Origin of the sequence: Variovorax sp. Root473 (assembly GCF_001426505.1) — a bacterium.
GTDB lineage: Bacteria > Pseudomonadota > Gammaproteobacteria > Burkholderiales > Burkholderiaceae_C > Variovorax.
Map to the genome: position 1 here is coordinate 266,838 of NZ_LMEV01000016.1, position 20,534 is coordinate 287,371.

A 20,534-nucleotide genomic window follows, 5' to 3' on the forward strand; every position below is an offset into this window, starting at 1 on the left:
GATCGCTCACACCGGTGCGGCGAATCACGCGTTGGATGACTTTCAGGAGGACCAGCAGATCAGGGATGCTTTTCTGGCCTATACACCCAACGCCGCCGAAAGGTTGAGAGACTGCAGAAGCTCAAGGTGCTCCCATGAGCGCCGTCTCGCCGCGCGGGCCCTGAGAGGCGACTATCTTTAGTGTGCAGCAGACCCACAATCGGGCTGGCGATCAGCCTTGCGCTGTTTCCAGTGACAGGTCGTTCCCGATACCCCAACCGGTTAGTCAGCCACGGAAAACTGTGCTTTGCTCGGTAGCCGGCCACCATGCTGGCACGCGAGGGGCTTTGATATCTGGTGCGGCACTGCAGATCCCGCGATCTTGTGATCGCTAGAGCTGGGTGGAACTTCCTCAACATTCAGTTCGTTCGCGTTTCCGATCGCTGATCGGCGCATTTGCTGGCCTGTAACAATCCCACATCGCCGCGCAGATCGTGAAAACCGGGTGGAATGCCGCTTTCTTCACGGAGCACAACGTTGTGCCCGGCGCGCTGCAGGGCATCGGCGAATCGCGCCTGAAACTCGAAAGGTGTCACGGTGTCGCGTGGGTCGCCGAGCAAGTAGACCGTGCGCTTGCTGTCCGGCACGATGTCTTTAACGTGTGTCAGCGGGTCGTACATGGCGGCGGCCAATCGAATTTCCTTCGGCGTCGATGGCCCCTCGCGGTCTTCGCCGCGTCGCATCCGCCAGCGTTCGAGATAGGCGAATGTCGACGACGTCATGACCGCACAACGAATGTCCGTGCGGCCGAGCGTCAGCATCGCCGCGGCCGCCGTCGCGCCGCCGCTGTGGCCCCAGAGCACGAAATGCTTGACGCCATACCGCCGCTTGAGGACATCGAGCCCGGCGTCGATCGGCGCGAATTCCTCGGCCATGCGGCGCCGTTGCCGATGGTCGCCTGATGAACCATATGTGCCGGGTCGCGCCAGTATCACGACTGGCACGCCGGCACGGCGCGACAGCAGCGCGGCCCGCGCGTCCTGAGCCTGCCGCGTGTTGTTCTCGATCTTCGCCCATGGGACGGTCAGCGATTGATCGCGGTCACCCCTCATGTAGACGATCAGCGTCGGCGCGCTGCGCAGATCGGTCGCGCCGAAGTACCGCAGGCAAGCAGCGCCGGACGCCAATGGCAGCCAAAGGTAGCTGTCTTCATCGGGGCATGTCTGTCGGTCGGCAGGCTGTCCCCAGGGCAGAGGCGCATCCATCGCCAGAAAGCCATGGGCAGCCGAAGCCGCGATACACAGCGCACCGGCGCCGAGCCAGCGCCGAAGCAACCGCACCGCGCCAGGCCCTATTGGGTCCATGCGGAAGGAGTGCTGGACAAAGCGCGCAATTTGGAAAAGGTCTCGCCGAAATCGGAGTTTCTGCGCGACCCCTTAAGCAGCACGGTGTCGCCGTCTCGCAATTCTCGCCGCAGATAGGAGGCAAGGTCGTCGGCCGATGCGAAGTGCGGCCCCAGCAACGCAGAGGGCATGACCGCGCGCAGGTACTGCATTTCCTCGCCGTGCGTCAGAACCAACTCCGCGCCGGATGCGACCAACGGATCGGCGAGGCTTTCGTGCAATGGGCGAGCCATGTCGCCGAGATGCACGATGCGTCCCAGCACAGCCACCTTGCGGCCGTTGCGCTTGCGCCGGTCCAGTGCGAGCACCGAGAACGCGTTGCGCATCGATTCGACCTCCGCGTTCCAACTGTCATCGAGCACCTCGGTGCGGATTCCATCCCAGGTCAGCGTGTGCCATTGCAGACGACCTTCCTCCGACTCGAAGCTCGCAATGCGGGCCATGCCCGACTCAAGATCTCGGCCCATGGCATGCAGCACCGCGGCCACGGACAGCGCGTTGTTCACCATGCCATCGCCAGGCAGCGGCACGTAGAAACCGACGGTGTCGTCCGGCGTGTCGATCTCGACCCATGAGCCATGCGCGTTGCCGCGCATGCTGCGCAGACGGATATCGGCGGACGTGCTGCGTCCAAAGACAATGCAACGCTTGGCGTGCTTGCGTGCCTCCTGCAGCACCTGCTCGAAATGCGGCAGGTGTTCGCCGACCACCGCCGTGGCCTGGCCTGTCAACCCGTCGAACACGCGTGACTTCCAGCGCACCACGTCCTGAATGGACTTGACCATGGAGTTGGTCTGCGAGAAGCCGATGGCGGTGACCAGTGCGATGGTGGGCTTCAGGAGCCGGGTGATGGGGCCACGTTTCATCCACAGGGCGCTTTGCGCCACCTCGACCACGGCGGCCTCGTGTGCCGGAGACAGGCTTGCCAGCGTCGAGGGCGCACCGACCCGCGAGTTGTAGTTGTCCACGCTGCTGAGCACGCGTTCCGGGCCGCCGAGCGCCTGCGTCAGCAGCCCGAGCGTGCTCGACTTGCCCACCGTGCCGGTAATGGCAATGACATCGCCGGTGTAGCGCGCGCGGGCGGCCAGCCCAATCTCCATGATCGCCCGGATCGGATCCTTCACCTGCAGCATCGGAAAGCCCGTCGGGACGTCCTTGACAGGTTTGCTCACGATGGCGCCGGCGAGGCTTGATACCAACTTGGGCAATTGCCGGTGGCGGTCGACGTTGGTCTGCTCCTTCGCACTGCTTTGCTCGTGGCGGGTTCTGTCCAGGGTGTCGTGCGCAACATAGAGCGCGGGCGATGCGCGCATCGCAATGTGCTTGGCGCCCGAGACTACGGAGCGAACCGACCACTGCGGCGATGGTTCCACGATCCATGTTCCGCCGGTGATTCCCGCGAGCTGCGCGGCGTTCCAGGTTTGCCCGTCGGCGTAGGCCAGCAGTGCGGCATCGAACTCGGTGCGGTATTCCGGCGGTGCATCTGGGGCCGTCGATGCCTCGATCTCCGGCGGCGCGTCTCTGCCAGGAATGGCCAGGTCGAAGAAGATATCGAGCGGCTGCACATTCTTACGTTGGCGCTGCAGAACCAGAGCGACCTCGAGCTGCATCCTGCCGTTGACGAGATCCTTCAGTTCGGGTGGTCGCAGAGGACAGTAGTCGCGGTAGATCACGCCTGGCTGCCAGTTCGACGTGGGCACTTGCCAGTCGCAGGGATCATGGTCCATGCCCAGTCCCCAGGCCGGCATGGCCGAGGCGCCGATGGGGATTGCGCGTACGTCGATGCGGTGATCGCGCGGAACCGACTGTTCGCATGTCCAGAAGGTCTCTACCCAAATGCTGCGACGACGAGTGATGGGGTCCTGCGGCTGGGCCTGCACGCCAAGCAAGGTCAGGGGGCCGAGGCGCAGCGGCGTCGACAAAAGTGCGGCTTGCGGCACTGCACTGCACACCGCATCGGGTGGTACAGGGCGCAGCATGTGCAAGGCGCGCAGGTCGTAGCGCACCGGCGACGCGAGGGCACGTTCCGCGGTTTTGCGCGCCGCCGGGGCCAAATCGATGGACGCGCTGCCGTCGGCGCGGCACTGCAGATGCGCGCCGAGCGCTGCGCAGCGTGCGATATAGCGCTCGGCGGCCGCCTTCGCGGACGGACCGTGCCGCTGGATACTCTGGCCGAAACCCACCGCGACCGGGACAAACACCACGCGCTCGACGCCGTTCGCGCCGATCTCAAGTTCGAACACACCGCCATCACCACCGTCCTTGCGTCGTGCGTCGAACAGCAGGTCCCCAGCGTCGTGAATGATGGGGCGGCCATTGTGGAGTTCAATGCCATTCAGCACGTGCGCGGACGCGCCGAGCACAGCGTCTGCGCCGGCATCGATGATCGCGCGGCCTACGGCTGATTGGTTCGCGCTCGGTTGTGTCGAATGGTTCACGCCCCAATGCACGGCGACAAACACCACATGGGCCTGTTCGCGGGCTTTCGCAATTCGGGGCGCGAGGCAGTCCATCCATGGCGCGGTGTCGTCGAGCGAAAGATGCGCGCTGCCGGCCGCGTCCGCGCGCGCGGCGAAGCGCGGCTGCGTCGCGTCGATGGAGAAGACAGCGACGTTGTAAGAGCCCGCAGGCAGGATGGCCGGCGCCAGCGCGGCTTCCAGGTCGATGCCGCTGCCCGTTTGCGCCAGCCCCACACGGTCAAGCCATTGCAGATGCTCCCGCAGCGCTTCGGGGCCGTAGTCGCCGGCGTGATTGTTGGCTGTGGTGACCAGGTCGACTCCCGCGGCCGTCAGCACTTCGAGCATCTCGGGTCGTGCACGTAGGTAGTAAGGCCCGCCTTCGCCCTTTGGTACGCCACGGCGTCCGCCGGTGGCCACCACGCATTCGAGATTGACGATGCTCAGATCGGCCCGCGCAATAGCGCGTACGGGCGCAAGCACGCGGTGCATGCCCAGCTGCGCGGCCATGTAGTGCTGGCGACGCCCGAGGTTGACATCACCGCCCCAGAGGACGACTGGCCCTTTGCGCTCAAGCGCAGGGGCGCCTTGGAGGTACTTCAGATACGCGATGTAGCCGGAAAGATAGTGCTCGACGTCGTCGATGCGAACGCGATAGCTGTGGTGCCGGATGAAGAAGCTGCCCACGATGCGCGACGGGTTCTCGAAGAACATCGCGAGTTCGGGCCAGAAATGTCCCGCCAGCAGATAGCGGGCCCGGTACTCCAGCGCGCGGTAGAACTTGTCGAGATTGAAGTCCTTCAACAGGTGAGCGTTGGCCGGATCCGCCTGCAATCGCACGATCATCTTGTGCGCCGCCATCATCAGTTCCAGCAGCGTGGGGAAGGTGGTGATGCGCTCGAGCACGAAATTCAGATGATCGCGCACGTTGTCCAGGCCGAATCGGAAATAGCGTTCGTCAGGCTTGTACAGTGTGAGTTCGTTGACGCAGTAGCTCAACCAGTGGTCGTGCGCCTGCCAGTGCTTGGCTGCGATGAAGTGGTCGAACGCCTTCTCCACCGCTTGCAGATAGCGGGGATCCTTCGTCAGTCCATACAGCCGCATCAGGCCAAAGGCCGCTTCCCCTTCGTAGTAGATGATCCGATTCTCCTGCGTCACCCGCAGGCTCGGATACTCCAGCACATGGACGAACCGGCCGGTGGCGCCATCCTGCATGTGGCGAATGCCGCGGGCCAATCGTCGCAGCAGCGACAGGTGCCTGGTGTCGCCTGTGAGTTCCGTGTACTTCACGAAAGCCAGCAGGCACACCGCGTTGCCGCCGAGCTTGATCTCGTTGCCCGTATCGATGAGGAAGGCGGCCGCATCGCCGTCCGGCAAGGTGACGTTTCGAATGGCCGTGTCGATCAGGTAGGCCAACGCCCGGTCGATCGCCTCGCGATCCTGGGGACGTCGCGTCAGTTCCCATCCTTCCAGCAGCGCATAGGTCGAGCTGGCGTGGCGCAGCGTGTTGTAAGTTGGGATCGGACGGTCGAAACAGGGGAACCAGCCGTAGTGGTATTCGCCGCTCGCTTTGACCTGTCGTGCCAGATAGTCGGTGCTGCGGTCGATCACCTCGCGCACCGTGCCGCCGTCCCACCGCGGCACCATGCGGTAGCCGCTTTGCCGGCCCTGGTGTTCGATGAAGTGCACGCTCTCGCCGTCACTGAACACGGCGCGCGTATCGAAGAGCCACATGGGTTGCGCTGGATCCGACGGCCATTTCATCTCATGATCGAAGCGGCGTTTGCCGTAGGCCTTGAGGTTGGTGGCGTTGGGAACGGCTTCTTCGAAGGCGTTGTCATACAGCAGCGCATTGGCACTGAGTTCCTGCTCGAGGATCGCGATGGAGAGATCCGCCTGAAAGGCAATTCCGGAACGGAAATAGTTGCGCTTGACCGTGGAGAGTAAAGACTTCAGGTCGTTCCAAGTGACGGCCTGAACTTCGTTCACCAAGTCCACCCGTAGCCAGATCGGGGCTTCCGTCTGTTTCGCGGCCCAAGCCTTGATCCGCTTGACCCCCGCGAGCCAGGCTTCCTGGAGTTCCTCTCCTTCGACGGTGACCACATGCGCGCGCTGGGGTCCGTTGGTGATCGAGAAGAAGAGGACGCAGGCCGATGCGTCCTTATGCGTCTTGCGACTTTTTCCGCACTCGCTCCAGAGCTTCTCCAGTGCGGGCCTGACGTGTTCCAGCAGCGCTTCCACCGGAACCGGCGTTGTCCTTGCAGTCGCTGGTAAGGATGCACCTGAAGCGACAGAAGTGTCGACATGTTTCATCCGGTCCGCTCTCTTCTTCTTTGGTAACAGTTCCTCGAAGATAGCTGACCAGCAACTGACTCACAACAAAATTAGGAACGGGGTAAAAATTTGCCTTTAGGCAAAAGTACTATTTTTGTTGAAACTCGCCCCCATCCTCCCAACAAAGGCGTTACGGAATGGGGAGAAAGGCATTGATCTGCGGACCGTGTTGGGGGTCAGAGATCGACGGGGTCTAACACCAACAGGTTATTGGTGCCCTCGACAGGAATCGAACCTGTATCTGAGTCTTAGGAGGACCCCGTTCTATCCATTGAACTACGAAGACGGTGCGCGCAGCTGCTGCGGCTGCGCGGCCCGCACTTTACCAGCTTGGGGTGTCCTCACCCTCAGTCGTACTTCACCGTATAGATCAGGTCGACCCCGCTCGTCTGTCCCGCCTGGCCTCGCAGCGTGAGGCGCTTGGTCAGGTCGTAGAAGATGAAGAGGGTGCCGAAGGTGCCGCCCAGGCTGCGTTCGTAGGTGATGTAGAAGTCCTTGGACAGCCGCTTGCCGAGCGTCACGGCGGACTCGCGCAGGTCGCCGCCGTTGCCGGGGCCCTTGAAGCCGAGTTCGTCCAGGCCGAAGCGGCTGGCCAGGCTGCCGCCGGTGGTGGTGCCGCCGATCTTGCCGAGCAGCGACAGGGCGGCCTGCTGCAAGAGGGCCGATTCGCCGCCGCTGGTGGCCGAGGCGCGGCCCAGAATGACCCATGACAGCGTTTCGGCGTCGGACAGCGCGGGCTCCGCATAGAGCTTCACGCGGGGCGACTGCGCGGAGCCGGTGATCTGCACGCCGGCGCGCTGCGAGATGTTCGGGCGGATCGCCAGGATGTCGAGCGCGGGGTTGTCGAAGGGGCCGTTGAAGCGCGCGATGCCGGTTTCGACATCGAGCTGCTGGCCGTAGGCGCGGTACTGGCCCTTGACGGTCTTCACTTCGCCGGTGATGCGCGGCGGGGCGTCCAGCCGGGTGCTGCGGATTTCGAGTTCGCCCTCGAGCCGCGTGGTGATGCCGCGCCCCTGCACGGCGAAGTCGTCGCCGAGGTCGAAGGTGACGACGATGTCGGGCGGCTTGGCGGTCTGGGGCTTGGCGGCCTTGGCTGCCTGGGCGTCGGCCTTGGCGGCTTCGCGCTGCGCGGCCTCGGCGGCGGCCTTGTCCTTGGCGGCCGAGCGCACGACGACGTCACTGCCCAGGCTGGGCGCGGTTTCGTCGGGCAGGATGATGACGGCGCGGTCGGTCTTGAGCTTGCCGCGCACGTTGAACTGCCCGTTGTCCAGCCGCGCCTGCAGATTGCCCGACAGCGACACCTGGCGGTCGGTGCGCACCAGCACGCGCAGGGCGCGCAGCTCGGCCTGCAGGGCCATGCGGATGCCGGTGCTGGTCGCGCTGTTGTTGCTGCCCCAACTGAGGTCGCCGCGCGCGGTGAGCGAGCCGCCGTCGGTGCGCGCTTCGCTGGCGGCGGTGCTGCGGTTACCGCTCTGGCCGCCGATGCGGGCGCTGCTGCCCGCGCCGCCCTTGAGCGTGAACTCGGCAATTTCGAGGCGGTCGCCGGTGAGCGAGGCGCGCAGGCGGCCGTCGCGCAGGTCGAGGCCTTCGACCGGGGCGCGCAGCGCGAGCTGGTCGGCGCCGAGCGTGCCGTTCCAGCGCGGCGCGGTGCGGTTGCCCGACAGCGTGGCATTGGCGTCGAGCGTGCCGGCGATGCGCCAGCCGGGCGGCGCGAGCATCGACCACACGCCCAGGTTGGGCAGTGCGGCGCGCAGCGTGCCGTTGAGCGGCGCGTCGGGCGCCCACTGCCAGCCGCCGCTGCGCTGCTGCATGCGGGTGCCGAGGTCGGCGTCGAGGCGGCCGGCGCGTTCGCTGTCCCATGCCAGGGTGGCGCGCACGGCGTCGCCTTGCGCGTCGAGCTGCAGTTCGGCGCGGCGCAGGCCGGCCGGGGTGGCGGTGACGTCGACGCCGTTGACCTCGTGCTTGCCGCTGGCCGAGCTCATGGTGCGTTCGCTCGCGGTGCCGGTCCCGGTGCTGGTGATGCGGGTGACGAGCGCGGCCTCGCCGGCCTGCACGCGGATGTCGCCGCTCTGGCGTGCAAGGCGGGCCTTGGCGCGCAGGGTGTCGCCGGCGTCGATGTCCCAGTCGCCGTTGAAGAGCAGGTCGCCGCTGATGCCCAGCTCGCTCAGCGTGGCGTTGGCACCGAATGCGCCGGCCCAGGCCATCGGCAGGCCCTGTATCTGGCCCTTGGACTGCAGGCGGAACACGCGGTGGGGCGCGGCGCCGCTCTGGTTGAAGCGCAGCGGCTGCCAGTCGATGCACACGGTGCCGGGCAGCGGGCCGCGCAGGGTGGCGTCGGCGGCGGAGGCTTCGACGTCGAGGCGGTTGTCGGCGGCGCGCACGGTGGCCGTGACTTCGCGGCCCAGCTCCAGCACCCAGGGGCCCTGGCCGGGGCGCGCGGTGACGGTGTCCTGGGCCTGCAGGCGCAGGCTGGCGAGGGTGGCGCGCCACTGGTTGGCGCTGGCGAGGCCGCCGCTGGCGCGGGTGTCGAGCGCCAGCTTCTGCGTGCCGGTGGTGGCTTCGCCCTTGAGCGTCAGCGTGGCCTGGGCGATGCTGCCGGCGAGGTCGGCCTGAAGTTCGCGCAACTGCACCGACGTGGTCGTGCCACCGGGCTGGGGGGACGGCAGGTTCAGGTCGAGGCGCGGTACGGCGAGCGCGGCCTTGAGGCTGGGCTCGGCGTTGCCGCGAGCAGCCGGGGCGCCGGGGTTCTCGATGCGGCGCTGGATGGTCTGCCATCCGCCTTGCCAGCTGGCGTCGAGGCGGGCGCTGCCCTTGGCGCTGGCGTTCGCGAACACGCCCGACAGGCCCGGCAGGCCTTGCACCCAGCGCTGCATCGCTTCGGCGTCGTCGATGCGCGCCTTCAGGTCGCCGCCGCCGGTGGCGGGCGCGATGCGGCCATCGAGCTGCGCGCTGCCGCCCGGCAGTGAAAGGTCGAGCTTGCCGCTGGCGGCCTGGTCGGCCACGCGCACCTGCAGCTTGCCGTCGAGGCTGGCGCGCATGGCTTCGACGCGCAGGGTGCGCAGATCGAGCACCTGGTCTTTCCACTGGCCCTGCGCCAGCGCGCGATCCAGCCCGAAGCCGGGCAGGGCCTTGCTGCCGGCGCCGCCGTTGCCTTCGGCGCGGAGTGCCACGTCGAAGGCGAGGGTGTCGGAGTCTTCGGCCTGCCGCGCGCTGATCGTCCCGCCGACGGGCGCACCCGACAGCTCGCTGTACAGCGCCCCCGGCCGCACGCCGCGCACGGTGGCGCGCACCTGCCAGGGCGAGGGCGCGGGGCTCCAACTGCCTTCGGCGTCGATGCGGCCGCCGCCGGCGCGCACGATGGCTTCGGGCACGGTCCAGGTCGTGCCGTCGAAGCCGACCTGCGCCTGGACCTGCTCGACCGGCAGCTTCTGCGCGTCCCACGGGCCGGCGACGGCGTTGCGGATGTCGGCCGAGGCCTTCCACGCGGCAGGGCCGGTGGCGGCGTCGGGCGCGAGTTCGACGGTGCCGGTGAGCCGGGTCTGCGGCGCGCCGGGCCAGAGGCTGGCGGCGTCGACGTTGCGCAGGTCGGCCTTGGCATCGACCACGGGCTGCGGCAGCCAGGGCGCGATCTGCGCGCGCAACTTGGCTTCCATGGGCGCTTCGGCATTGGGCTCGGTGGGGTGCAGGTCGGCGGCGACCTGCAGGCGCGCCTCGGGGCCGGCCAGCGTGCCTTTCACCGAGGCCTTGGCCTGCACTTCGATGTGGCGGTCTTCGGCGAGCGGGGCTTTCACGCGGCCGTCGAGCGTGGCGTCGAGCGCCATCGGCGCGGGGCCCTGCAGGCGCACGCGCGCGCTGTAGTGGCCGTCGGCGACGTCGACGCCCTCGATGTCCAGCGCGTGCTGCGCGCCGAGGTAGCTGTAGCGGCCGGCCAGGCCGGTGGCCTGCAGCGCAGGCGGGCCGGCCCAGCGCAGCTCGTCGATGCGGAAGGGAACCTCGGCCACCTCGACGGGCAGCGCGACCTGCGCAAGCGGCTCGGTCGGCGTGTCGCTGGGCGGGCCGCGGCGTTCGATGGTCAGGCGCACGGCGTGGATGTCGCCGAGCTGCACCTTGCGCTGGAACAGCGGGGCGAGCTGCCAGCCGAGCGTGGCGTCGTTCACCTCGACTGCGAGGCTCTCGCTTTGCCACTTGAGCCAGCCGATGCGCCCGCCGGTGCGCAGCGAGCCGGTGACGTCGCGGCTCTCGAGCGTCTGGCCTGCGGGCAGGCGCTGCGCGGCCTGGGCGAGCGCGAAGGCCAGCGATGTGTTCGAGCCGAGCCACCACCAGGTGCCGGCGGCGAGCAGCAGCACGACCAGCAACAGGCCCGCCAGCGTCCAGCCCAGCGCGCGCAGCACGCGGCGGGTGCGCGAGCGGCGGCGGGTGCGCGAGCGGCGGCGGGGGCTGGGCGGGGGCGAGGCTGCGGCGGGCGTGGTCGGCATGAAGCGGGTCAGAAGGTGAAGCCGAGACGGAAGTGCAGGCGGAATTTTTTCGAGTCGACGCCGTAGGCCAGGTCGGCCTGCACCGGGCCGACCGGGCTGCGCCAGCGCGCGCCGACGCCCACGCCGACCTTGGGCTTGAGCTCGCCGGGCTTGTCGGCCACCGCGCCGGCATCCACGAACACCACGCTTTCCCATTCGGTGAGCTTGTCCTTGTAGACGAAGGGGCGCTGCCATTCGAGGCTGGCTACGCCGAGGTAGCGGCCCGCCACGGTCTGGCCGTCGGCGCGCACGGTGCCGATCTGCTTGTAGCTGTAACCGCGCACGGTGGTGTCGCCGCCGGTCAGGAACATCAGCGTGGACGGGATCTGAGCGATGTCCTTGGCGGAGACGGCACCGGCCTCCAGCCGCATCTGCAGCCGGCTGCGGCGCGCGCGGGCGTTCCTGTCGTCGGCCGCGCCCAGCGGCAGCACGCCGAGAAAGCGCGCGTAGGTGCGGGTGAAGGGCAGTTGCCGGCCGGTGAGCGTGTAGCCCGCCGCCACTTCGAGCGCCAGGCCGTAGCCGCGCGAGGGCGCGGCGTTGTCGTCGAAGTAGCGCCCCGTCCAGCCCCAGTTGGCGGTGACGGCCGAGGCCGAGGGCGGCGCGTCGATGCCGCGGTTGTGGGCGTAGTCGTACTGCAGGAACAGGCTGCGGTCGATGTGGTCGCTCGACTTGCTTTGCCCGCCGCGCAGCCGGCCGCTGTCGACCACGTAGCTGCCCGACTGCTCGCTCTTGAGTTCGCCGCCGGCAAACCAGCGCCAGCCGCGGTCGTTGGGGATGGCGTTCCACTCGGTGCCAAGCGATTGGATGTCGTTGTCCAGCGAGAGCCGCGATACCGCGCGCCACCCGAGCAGCGGCATGCGGTTGTGGGTGTGGTCAATCGACAGGCGCGGGCCGTTGTCAGTGGTGAAGCCCACGCCCATCACGACCTTCTGCAGCGGCGCTTCCCGCAGCTGGGCGATCACGGGCGCGGCCAGCGGCGTGTTGTGGTCGGTGTCGAGCGTGAGGAAAACCGAGTCGTAGTAGCCGCTGCTGGCCAGGCGCTGTTGCGCGTCGAGCAGCTTCTGCTGGTCGTAGTCGGTGCCGGTGGGCAGGCGCGCGATGCGGCGCGCGGCGTCCGCGTCGTAGCGCTCCACGCCGCGCAGCACGAGCGGGCCGAACTTGTAGGCCGGGCCCGACTGGTAGGTCACGCCGAGCCGGGCCTCATGGCGGTCGGCGTCGATCTCGGCGCGGCTGATTTCCACGCTGCCCGTGGGAAAGCGTTTGGCAGTGAGGCTTCGCAGCGCGGTGGTCTTGGCGTCGTCCCAGGCCTGCTGCGTGAAAGGCTCGCCGGCGCGCAGCGCCCAGCCGGTGCGGATGGCGTCGCGCTGCGCTTCGGCGGTGGGGTCGTTGGCGATCTGGCCGGCGTAGCGGATCTGCACCGTCGACACTTTCGTGCGCTCGCCGGGCGCCACGGTGATGACGACCTCGCGCGGGGCCTCGGTGCTGTCGGGTGTTTCCTTGAGTTCGAGCGTCAGCGTGGGCGTGAAGTAGCCCAGCGTGCCCAGCAGTTCGCGCGCATTGGCCTCGGCCGCGACCATGAGGCGCGAGACCTCGGTCACGCCCAGGTCATCGAGCTCGCGATAACGCTGGATTTCGAGGTGGCGCGTGAGGTAGTCGCGCTCGGTCTCGGGGCCGCGCACATCGACGGTGAAGGCGCGGCGCCGGCCGTCGGCCTTGGCCTTGTCGTCGTCCTTGTGGCTGTCGGCGTCGGCACTGCGCACCACGCCGGCCGTGGACGCACCGGGCTGTGCAGCCTCTTTCCTGGGCAGCAGGCTGCAGCCTTGCAAAAGCAGGACGCCTGAAAAAAGCAAAGCCGGCCACAACGCCGGCGAAAGAACGGATGCCACCCTGACCATGAGGGCATTCTGACAGCACACGTGGGACCGGCTCCCCGGCACCCGCGTGCGCGGCCCAGGTTATTTGGACAGCATGCGCATCGCCTCTTCGAGGCCGCGCAGCGTGAGCGGATACATGCGGTTGGACATGAGTTGCTGCATCACCGCGATGCTCTGGCGGTACTGCCACACGCCCTGGGGCTCGGGGTTGATCCAGGCGAACTTGGGGAAGGTGTGCGTGAGGCGCTGGATCCATTCGGCGCCGGCCTCTTCGTTGTTGTATTCCACGCTGCCGCCAGGTTGCAAAATTTCGTAAGGACTCATCGTGGCGTCGCCCACGAAGATCAGTTTGTAGTCTTTGTTGTACTTGCGCAGGATGTCCCAGGTCGCGAACTTCTCGGAGAAGCGGCGCTTGTTGTTCTTCCACATGAAGTCGTAGACGCAGTTGTGGAAGTAATAGAACTCCAGGTGCTTGAACTCGGTCTTCACGGCCGAGAACAGCTCCTCGACGCGCTGGATGTGCTCGTCCATCGTGCCGCCCACGTCCATCAGCAGCAGCACCTTGACGTTGTTGTGGCGCTCGGGCCGCATCTTGATGTCGAGGTAGCCGGCGTTGGCCGCGGTCGAGTGGATGGTGTTGTCCAGGTCCAGCTCTTCCACGTTGCCTTCGCGCGCGAACTTGCGCAAGCGGCGCAGCGCGACCTTGATGTTGCGCGTGCCCAGTTCCTGCGTGTCGTCGTAGTCCTTGTAGGCGCGCTGGTCCCACACTTTCACGGCACTGCGGTTCTTGCCGGCGCCGCCGATGCGGATGCCCTGCGGGTTGTAGCCGCCGTTGCCGAAGGGCGAGGTGCCGCCCGTGCCGATCCACTTGCTGCCGCCTTCGTGGCGCTCTTTCTGTTCTTCGAAACGCTTCTTGAGCGTTTCCATGAGCTCGTCCCAGCCCATCTTCTCGATCTTGGCTTTTTCTTCGGCGGTGAACTCGCGCTCCAGCGTCTTCTTGAGCCAGTCGAGCGGCACTTCCTTGGTGAAGTCGGTGAGCATCTCCACGCCCTTGAAGTAGGCGGCGAAGGCGCGGTCGAACTTGTCGTAGTGCTTCTCGTCCTTCACGAGCGCGGTGCGCGAGAGGTAGTAGAAGTCGTCGATGCCGTAGGCGCCGTCGGAGTTCGGGCCCACCACGTCGGACTTGAGCGCCTCGAGCAGCGTGAGGTATTCCTTGACCGACACCGGCAGCTTGGCCGAACGCAGGGTGTAGAAGAAGTCGATGAGCATGGGGTGCGCTCCTTGTGTGTCGTCGCCGCCGTCAGTCGCGCGGGCGGTCGAGCAGGTACTGCAGCTGGGCCTTCACCTCGGGCCATTCGCCCGCGCGCAGGCTGTACATGACGGTGTCGCGGATGGTGCCGTCGCGGCGCATCACGTGGCCGCGGATCACGCCGTCTTTCTTCGCGCCCAGGCGCTCGATGGCGCGCTGCGAGGCGAAGTTGAAGTTGTCGGTGCGCCAGCCCACCACATTGCAGCCCAGCGTGTCGAACGCATGCGTGAGCATCAGGAGCTTGCAGGTGGTGTTGACGTGGGTGCGATGGCAACGCGAGGCGTACCAGGTGTAGCCAATTTCGACGCGCTTCACGCCCGGCAGGATGTCGTGAAAGCTCGTGCTGCCCAGCACCGTGCCGGTGGCCTCGTCGGTCACGGCGAAGGCGAAGCGGTCGGCCGTTTTCAGCGCGGTCTCGATGTAGGCGCGCGTGTCCTGCGGCTCGGGCACGGAGGTGACGCGCAGTTTCCACAGCTCGCCATCAGCGGCCGCGGCGCGCAGGCCGTCTTCGTGGGTGAGTGCGAGCGGCACCAGCGCGATGCCGCGGGCCTTCAGGCTGACAGGTTCGACGAACGCCATATCAAAGACTCTCTCGTGAGCAGTGGGGCAAGGGGCTCGGCTTGTTGTTGCGGCTTCTCAGCCGCGCGGGTTGCCGTACTTGCGCGTGTACCAGGCCCGCGCCAGTTGCACGCCGGCGCCGCCGCCCAGGCCGATCAGCAGGATGCCGAAGATTTCCTTGTTGCCGTAGCCGCCGGCGCCGAAGGCGTCCAGGCCCAGCAGCAGGCCGATGCCGCGGCCGAGCAGGGCGCCCGCCACGAACAGCACCGCCTGGGCAATGCCCAGCTTCATCAGCTGGCCGGTGGAATGCGGCGGTGGCTGTTGCTGGCTCATGGGCTCAGCGGTTGTTGCGTTGCATGAAGACGAGCTTCTCGAACAAGGTCACGTCCTGCTCGTTCTTGAGCAGCGCGCCCACCAGCGGCGGCACGGCGACCTTGTCGTCCTTGCTCTGCAGGGCTTCGAGCGGAATGTCTTCGGCCACGAGCAGCTTGAGCCAGTCGAGCAGCTCGGAGGTCGAGGGCTTCTTCTTCAGGCCGGGCAGGTTGCGCACGTCGTAGAAGGTCTTCATTGCCGACGTGAGCAGCTCCTGCTTCAGGTTCGGGAAGTGCACGGCGACGATGTGTTTCATCGTCTCGGCATCGGGGAACTTGATGTAGTGGAAGAAGCAGCGGCGCAGGAAGGCGTCGGGCAGTTCCTTCTCGTTGTTCGAGGTGATGAACACCAGCGGACGGTGCTTGGCACGGATGAGTTCGCGCGTCTCGTAGCAGTAGAACTCCATGCGGTCGATTTCGCGCAGCAGGTCGTTCGGGAATTCGATGTCGGCCTTGTCGATCTCGTCGATCAGCAGCGCGACCGGCTGGTCGGCCGTGAAGGCCTGCCAGAGCACGCCCTTGATGATGTAGTTCTGGATGTCCTTCACGCGCTGGCCGCCGTCCACGTCGGCCAGCTGCGAGTCGCGCAGGCGGCTCACGGCGTCGTATTCATACAGGCCCTGTTGCGCCTTGGTGGTCGACTTGATGTGCCACTGCAGCAGCGGCATGTCGAGCGCTTGCGCCACTTCCTCGGCCAGCATGGTCTTGCCGGTGCCGGGCTCGCCCTTGACGAGCAGCGGACGCTGGAGTGTGATGGCCGCATTGACCGCCAGCATCAGGTCCTGAGTGGCGACGTAGTTGTCTGAGCCCTTGAATTTCATGAGTGGAGCGGAGGCAGGGTGGAGAAAAGAACACACTCGATCTGCATTGCGCAGTCTCTTGTGCAGCTCGCGCGAGGTTCCCGTGGGACCCTTGCATATAATCGAATGTTGATTCGAAAAACTGTATCTCCACGAGATTGTGCGCGCAAAATGAACAAGTTGTTGACCACGATGTTTGCCGTTGCTGTCGCTTGCGTGACGGTCTCGGCACAAGCCCAGCAAGTCACCGGCAAGGCCCAGGACGGTGCCAAGAAGGTCCAGATGTGTGTGGGCTGCCACGGCATCATTGGCTACCAGGCGAGCTTTCCCGAGATCCACAAGGTCCCGATGATTGCGGGCCAGAGCGCCACCTACATCTCGGCCGCGCTCACCGCGTACAAGGGCGGTGACCGCAAGCACCCGACGATGCGCGCCATCGCCGACAGCCTCACCGAACAGGACATCGCCGACCTCGCGGCCTACTACAGCCAGCTCGGGGTGAAGGAAGGCGATGCGCCGCCGGCCGCACCGGCCAAGGCCGCGTCCGAAAATGTCCAGGCGCTCATCGCGCGCGACAAGGACAACAGCTGCACCAAGTGCCACGGCGCCAACTTCAACACGCCGAACGACGGCACCGTGCCCAAGCTGGCCGGCCAGCACGCCGACTACCTGTTCGTGGCGCTCAAGTCGTACCGCGTGAAGAACAACCCGCACCTCGGCCGCTCGAACGCCGTGATGGCCGCCCAGGTCGAACCCAAGAAGTTCACCAACGCCGAACTGAAGACCCTGGCCACCTACATCAGCTCGCTGCCTGGCGAACTGAAGATCGTGCCCGAGTCGCGCCTGCATCACGCGCCTCAGTAAAAAGAGAGAGCCAGACGGGCACTGACCCGCTGCCCCAAAGAAAAAGCCCGCGCATGCGGGCTTTTTTTCGTCCGGATTTTCCCGGGGTCAGACGTCGAAGAAGACCGTCTCTTGCGTGCCCTGCATGCGGATGTCGAAGCGGTACGTCACTGCGCCGCCTTGCTCCACGCGCTCGGCGATCAGCGTGTGGCGGCGATCGGCTGGCACGCTCTGCAGCACCGCGTCCTTTGCGTTGGCTTCGGCTTCGTCGCTGAAGTAGACGCGCGTGAAGGCATGCAGCAGCAGGCCGCGCATCAGCACGATCACGTTGATGTGCGGTGCTTCGCCGGGCGATTGCGCGCCGGGCTTGACGGTGTGGAATACGTAGCGGTGCTGCGCGTCGGTGCCCGTGCCGACGCGACCGAAGGCGCGAAAGCCCAGGGCGCGCGCCTCGTCGGGCGTCTGCGGGTAGCGGCCTTCGCCATCGGGCTGGCTGATCTCGATCAGCGCGTCGTTGATCGGGTTGCCGTCACCGTCGATCACGCGGCCTTCCAGGCGGATGCGCTGGCCGCTGGCGGTGTCCAGCGCCAGCACGGCGTCGAAGGGCTGGTTGAAGTTGTAGCCGTACTGCGTGGCGGTGAGGCCGTACGCAAAGTAGGGGCCCACGGTCTGGGAGGGGGTCTGGCCGAAATCGGCTTCCTGGGCGGTCATCAATGGCATGGGGAATCCTTTCAGCGGTTCTCGAACGGCGTTTCATCGGCGCCGCGCAGCACCATGTCGAACTGGTAGCCCAGGGCGTAGCCTTCCTCGGTGATGTCGAGGCTGAAGTCGGCAATGAGGCGGTTGCGGTAGCGCTCGGGCGTACCGGTGACCATCGGGTCGTACTGCAGCAGCGGGTCGCCGGGGAAGTACATCTGCGTCACAAGGCGGCTGGCGAAGCTCTGGCCGAACAGCGACAGGTGGATGTGCTGCGGGCGCCAGGCGTTCGGGTGGTTGCCCCAGGGATAGGCGCCGGGCTTGATGGTCAGGAAGCGGTAGCGGCCTTCGCTGTCGGTCAGGCAGCGGCCCGCGCCCAGGAAGTTGGGATCGAGCGGCGCGTCGTGCTGGTCCACCTTGTGCACGTAGCGGCCCGAGGCATTCGCCTGCCAGAGCTCGACCAGCGTGTTGGCGACCGGGCGGCGGCGCTCGTCCAGCACCTGGCCCGTGAGGATCATGCGTTCGCCCAGCGGCTCGCCGTTGACGCGCGCGTTGCGCGTGAGGTCGTGGTCGAACTCGCCGATGCTGTCGTGGCCGTACACGGGCTGCTGCAGCTCGCCGAGCGAGGCCTTCAGCGGAACGAGCGGCTTCTGCGGGCCTCGTTTGCCGGTCGACTTGTAGCCGGGGTAGATGTAGCTGGGATGGGCTTCCCAGTCGCGCGGGGTGAGGGTGGGCTGGGTGCCGCTGGTCTTGGTCAACATGTACGTTGTCTCCTGTCGTGGGACGAATCCGGAGCCCGCACTGTAGAAGTCGCGATCAATGCTGTAAATTGAAGATTGTTCCAGTTTCAATAACCAGAAGGCATTGAAAAAGTCTCCCACCGAGCTTCGCCAGGATTTCGTGCGCAACGTGCAGCTGCGGCACCTGCGCGCTTTTGTCGCGGTTGCGCAGGAGCGCCACCTGGCGCGCGCGGCCGAGCGGCTGGCGCTGAGCCAGCCGGCGGTGTCCAAGACGCTGTCGGAGCTCGAGGCCGTCGTCGGCACGCGTCTGGTGGAGCGCAGCCAGGCCGGCCGCCGCGGCGTGCAGGGCCTCACGCCGGCCGGCGAACAGCTGCTGGCCCACGCCCTGCGCGTGTTCGAAGCGCTCGATGACAGCGCGCAGGCCGTCGCGCCGACGGCGGGCGGGCGCACCGAGCGCCTGCGCATCGGCGCCTTGCCCAGCGTGGCGCCCGCGCTGCTGCCGGTGGCGCTGGCGCGGCTGCGCGAGGGCTGGCCCACGGTGCAGATCCTGGTGAAGAGCGCGGCCAACGCCGTGCTGCTCGACGAGCTGCGGGCCGGCGAACTCGACCTGGTGGTGGGCCGCATGAGCGATCCGCGCCTCATGGGCGGGCTGAGCTTCGAGCTGTTGCACACCGAGCCGCTGGTGTTCGCCGTGCGCGCCGGCCACCCGCTGGCGCTCAAGCCGGCGCCGGTGCAGGCGGTGCTCGACTACCCGCTGGTCGTGTACGGTGAAGGCACGGCCCCGCGTCACAACACCGAGAGCTTCCTGTCGGCGCGTGGCCTGGCGCTGCCGCGCAATGCCTTGCAGACGCTCGACGTGGCGGTGGCGCGCGCGCTCGTGGCGGTGTCGGACGCGGTGTGGATCACGCCGCTGGGCGCCGCGCGCAGCGAACTGGCCGACGGCCGCCTGGTGCGGCTGCCCATCGATACCACCGGCACCGAGGAGCCCGTCGGCCTCCTGCAGCGCAGCGAGGCCGAGCCGTCGCCGCCGCGCGTCGCGATGGCGGGGCTGCTGCGCGAAGCGGCGAAGCAGCAAGGGGCCTTGCCTCAGATAGCTCCGAGGCGATTGAAGTAGCGCGGTCTCTTCGCGGAACACCACGGAACCGGCTTTGCCGGGCCGTCGGTGTTGCCCCCGGCAGGGGGTTGGCGAAGCGACACGAAGTGCGCGAAGACTGGGGGCGAGCCTATTTAGTGGCACGGCGCTGCACGCACGCCACGTAGCCATCGCCATCCGGCGGGCGCCCCGCGCGCTGGCTCTCCCACATCATCTGACCCAGGCAATCCATCGCCTCGTGGTGCGCATGCAGCAGCGAGCCGCGGCGCGCGGCCAGCAACTCGACGGCCTGGCGGATGCCGCGCGGCTGGTCGATCGAGCACTGCTCGCTGATCGACAGGTGCATCGACAGATGCAGGAACGGGTTCTCGCGGCCGTTCGAGCCGTCATAGACCCGCGCCACCGCCGCGTCGGCGTCGATCAGGTCCTCGTGGTACTCGGGGTGCTCGTCGATCCAGCCGGCCGCGATGGTCTCCAGCGGCTCCATCGGCAGGCCCTGCCGGTGCTTGGCGTACACGTCGCAGAAGAAGCGGCGCACGTCTTCCTGGGAAGGATTGAACATATAGAGAAGGGGAAAGGAAAGAGAAAGTGCGTGGTGCGCAGCGGTCGCCAGGGCTGTGGAAAAGCGTGAGAGACACGTCCGGCGTTCCGGGTACGAGGCGTTACATCGTTACGTAACGAATCGCAAAACGAGGTCTTGATGAGCGGTTTCAGCGGCCGGCACGGGATGCGGTTTTCAGAAAAATTCTCATATAAATCAATCACTTGAATCGTTCGCGGCGCGGCATTGGCAAGGCGGCAGAAAAGCGGCACGCAAGTTGCCCCTGTAGATGCATCTTTTGTCACAGAGGCTGCCATGACCGATCCACAAGCATCGACCGTTTCGACCGAAGGGTTCTCCGCCAATGGCGCCGCGCCCGTGCTTCTTGCCCAAGCCACCGTCACGCCGCTAGGCGCGCCGGGCATGAGCGCTGGCGCCGCCGCCGCGCCTGCGGCCGTGGCGTCTTCCAGCGTGGGCACATTGTCCAATGCTACGCCCGGCGTTGCAGTGATGCGCGAGGGTGTCCGCATTCCGGTGGACGGCAATCAGACCCTGATGGCCGGCGATCGCGTGATCGTGCCGGACGGCGGCCAGGCCAACGTGCTGTTCCCTGGATCGGCTTCCAACAAGGCGCCCCTGTCGGGCGTCTTCACCGGCGGCACCGATGCCACCATCGGCTCGACCAAGCTGCCCGGCGGCCTCGAACAAGTGAATGTGGACGTCGCCTCGGGCGACCTGCAAGTGACCCCGCCGGACAGCGACGCCGATGCGGCTGCTCTGGCCGTGACCAAGAAGACCGCGGCCGGCAGCGGCATCGGCCTCGGTGAATTCGCGCTGGGCGCCCTCGGCGCCGCGGCGCTGGGTGCCGCACTCAGCGGTGGCGGCAGCGACGGTGGCACCACCGGCTTCCCGCTGTTCGTGGGCGGCCCGGGCGGTGAGTCCGATGCGGACGCCGACTCGGACAGCGACTCGGACTCGGACAGCGATTCGGATTCCGACAGCGACTCGGACTCGGACAGCGAT

The 20,534-nt window shown here is 67.0% G+C and carries 13 protein-coding genes, 1 tRNA gene and 1 pseudogene; 3 read left to right on the top strand and 12 right to left on the bottom strand.

The window, feature by feature from the left end:
- Nucleotides 1–398: 398 nt before the first annotated feature.
- The 9 genes from ASD34_RS12570 to ASD34_RS12610 form a co-directional block, all read right to left on the bottom strand.
- On the bottom strand, nucleotides 399–1,343 hold the full coding sequence (locus tag ASD34_RS12570; RefSeq protein WP_082548621.1) for an alpha/beta hydrolase family protein: 945 nt from the start codon (nucleotides 1,341–1,343) through the stop codon (nucleotides 399–401).
- A complete protein-coding gene (locus ASD34_RS12575) occupies nucleotides 1,331–6,079 on the bottom strand; it encodes a CapA family protein (protein ID WP_056577810.1) in 4,749 nt (1,582 codons plus the stop codon). Before ASD34_RS12575 ends, ASD34_RS12570 begins: the two co-directional genes overlap by 13 nt.
- A 304-nt stretch (nucleotides 6,080–6,383) precedes the next feature.
- Nucleotides 6,384–6,458: transfer RNA gene (locus ASD34_RS12580), tRNA-Arg, on the bottom strand.
- Between the two features lie 61 nt (nucleotides 6,459–6,519).
- Entirely contained in the window at nucleotides 6,520–10,647 is a 4,128-nt protein-coding gene (locus ASD34_RS12585) for a translocation/assembly module TamB domain-containing protein (protein WP_082548624.1), read from the bottom strand.
- An 8-nt stretch (nucleotides 10,648–10,655) separates the two neighbouring features.
- On the bottom strand, nucleotides 10,656–12,581 hold the full coding sequence (locus ASD34_RS12590; RefSeq protein WP_056577813.1) for an autotransporter assembly complex protein TamA: 1,926 nt from the start codon (nucleotides 12,579–12,581) through the stop codon (nucleotides 10,656–10,658).
- Nucleotides 12,582–12,641: 60 nt separating this feature from the next.
- Nucleotides 12,642–13,829, bottom strand: coding sequence for a vWA domain-containing protein (locus tag ASD34_RS12595; RefSeq protein ID WP_056577815.1), 1,188 nt, complete (start codon nucleotides 13,827–13,829; stop codon nucleotides 12,642–12,644).
- Between the two features lie 31 nt (nucleotides 13,830–13,860).
- Nucleotides 13,861–14,448 (bottom strand): GNAT family N-acetyltransferase, encoded by a 588-nt coding sequence (locus ASD34_RS12600; RefSeq protein WP_056577816.1) that lies wholly within the window; start codon nucleotides 14,446–14,448, stop codon nucleotides 13,861–13,863.
- A 57-nt stretch (nucleotides 14,449–14,505) separates the two neighbouring features.
- Complete coding sequence (locus tag ASD34_RS12605; protein WP_056577818.1) at nucleotides 14,506–14,760, bottom strand: hypothetical protein; 255 nt, start codon at nucleotides 14,758–14,760, stop codon at nucleotides 14,506–14,508.
- Between the two features lie 4 nt (nucleotides 14,761–14,764).
- A complete protein-coding gene (locus tag ASD34_RS12610) occupies nucleotides 14,765–15,619 on the bottom strand; it encodes an AAA family ATPase (protein WP_056577821.1) in 855 nt (284 codons plus the stop codon).
- 150 nt (nucleotides 15,620–15,769) lie between these two features.
- On the opposite strand from ASD34_RS12610, the gene ASD34_RS12615 reads away from it, so the two are divergent.
- Nucleotides 15,770–16,462, top strand: coding sequence for a c-type cytochrome (locus ASD34_RS12615; RefSeq protein ID WP_056577823.1), 693 nt, complete (start codon nucleotides 15,770–15,772; stop codon nucleotides 16,460–16,462).
- Nucleotides 16,463–16,549: 87 nt separating this feature from the next.
- Here the strand turns inward: ASD34_RS12615 and pcaG are convergent, their stop codons facing one another.
- On the bottom strand, nucleotides 16,550–17,161 hold the full coding sequence (gene pcaG, locus ASD34_RS12620; protein WP_056577825.1) for a protocatechuate 3,4-dioxygenase subunit alpha: 612 nt from the start codon (nucleotides 17,159–17,161) through the stop codon (nucleotides 16,550–16,552).
- 11 nt (nucleotides 17,162–17,172) lie between these two features.
- Nucleotides 17,173–17,898 carry a protocatechuate 3,4-dioxygenase subunit beta gene (gene pcaH / locus ASD34_RS12625; protein WP_056577827.1) on the bottom strand — a complete coding sequence of 242 codons (726 nt, stop codon included), beginning with the start codon at nucleotides 17,896–17,898 and terminating at the stop codon, nucleotides 17,173–17,175.
- Nucleotides 17,899–18,001: 103 nt separating this feature from the next.
- Here pcaH and ASD34_RS12630 point away from each other — a divergent pair, with 103 nt between their 5' ends.
- Nucleotides 18,002–18,991, top strand: coding sequence for a LysR substrate-binding domain-containing protein (locus ASD34_RS12630; RefSeq protein ID WP_235510047.1), 990 nt, complete (start codon nucleotides 18,002–18,004; stop codon nucleotides 18,989–18,991).
- 109 nt (nucleotides 18,992–19,100) lie between these two features.
- On the opposite strand, the gene ASD34_RS12635 is transcribed toward ASD34_RS12630, so the two are convergent.
- On the bottom strand, nucleotides 19,101–19,532 hold the full coding sequence (locus tag ASD34_RS12635) for a DUF1841 family protein (protein ID WP_056577829.1): 432 nt from the start codon (nucleotides 19,530–19,532) through the stop codon (nucleotides 19,101–19,103).
- A gap of 294 nt (nucleotides 19,533–19,826) precedes the next feature.
- On the opposite strand from ASD34_RS12635, the pseudogene ASD34_RS27895 reads away from it, so the two are divergent.
- Nucleotides 19,827–20,534, top strand: a pseudogene (locus ASD34_RS27895) (hypothetical protein); the annotation flags it as partial.

Bases quoted from the DNA above. Each gene is read 5' to 3' on its own strand.
- ASD34_RS12635 (WP_056577829.1), bottom strand. From the start codon at position 19,532: ATGTTCAATCCTTCCCAGGAAGACGTGCGCCGCTTCTTCTGCGACGTG.
- pcaH (WP_056577827.1), bottom strand. From the start codon at position 17,898: ATGTTGACCAAGACCAGCGGCACCCAGCCCACCCTCACCCCGCGCGAC.
- ASD34_RS12570 (WP_082548621.1), bottom strand. From the start codon at position 1,343: ATGGACCCAATAGGGCCTGGCGCGGTGCGGTTGCTTCGGCGCTGGCTC.
- ASD34_RS12590 (WP_056577813.1), bottom strand. From the start codon at position 12,581: ATGGTCAGGGTGGCATCCGTTCTTTCGCCGGCGTTGTGGCCGGCTTTG.
- ASD34_RS12610 (WP_056577821.1), bottom strand. From the start codon at position 15,619: ATGAAATTCAAGGGCTCAGACAACTACGTCGCCACTCAGGACCTGATG.
- ASD34_RS12605 (WP_056577818.1), bottom strand. From the start codon at position 14,760: ATGAGCCAGCAACAGCCACCGCCGCATTCCACCGGCCAGCTGATGAAG.
- ASD34_RS12585 (WP_082548624.1), bottom strand. From the start codon at position 10,647: ATGCCGACCACGCCCGCCGCAGCCTCGCCCCCGCCCAGCCCCCGCCGC.
- ASD34_RS12600 (WP_056577816.1), bottom strand. From the start codon at position 14,448: ATGGCGTTCGTCGAACCTGTCAGCCTGAAGGCCCGCGGCATCGCGCTG.
- pcaG (WP_056577825.1), bottom strand. From the start codon at position 17,161: ATGCCATTGATGACCGCCCAGGAAGCCGATTTCGGCCAGACCCCCTCC.
- ASD34_RS12595 (WP_056577815.1), bottom strand. From the start codon at position 13,829: ATGCTCATCGACTTCTTCTACACCCTGCGTTCGGCCAAGCTGCCGGTG.
- ASD34_RS12615 (WP_056577823.1), top strand. From the start codon at position 15,770: ATGAACAAGTTGTTGACCACGATGTTTGCCGTTGCTGTCGCTTGCGTG.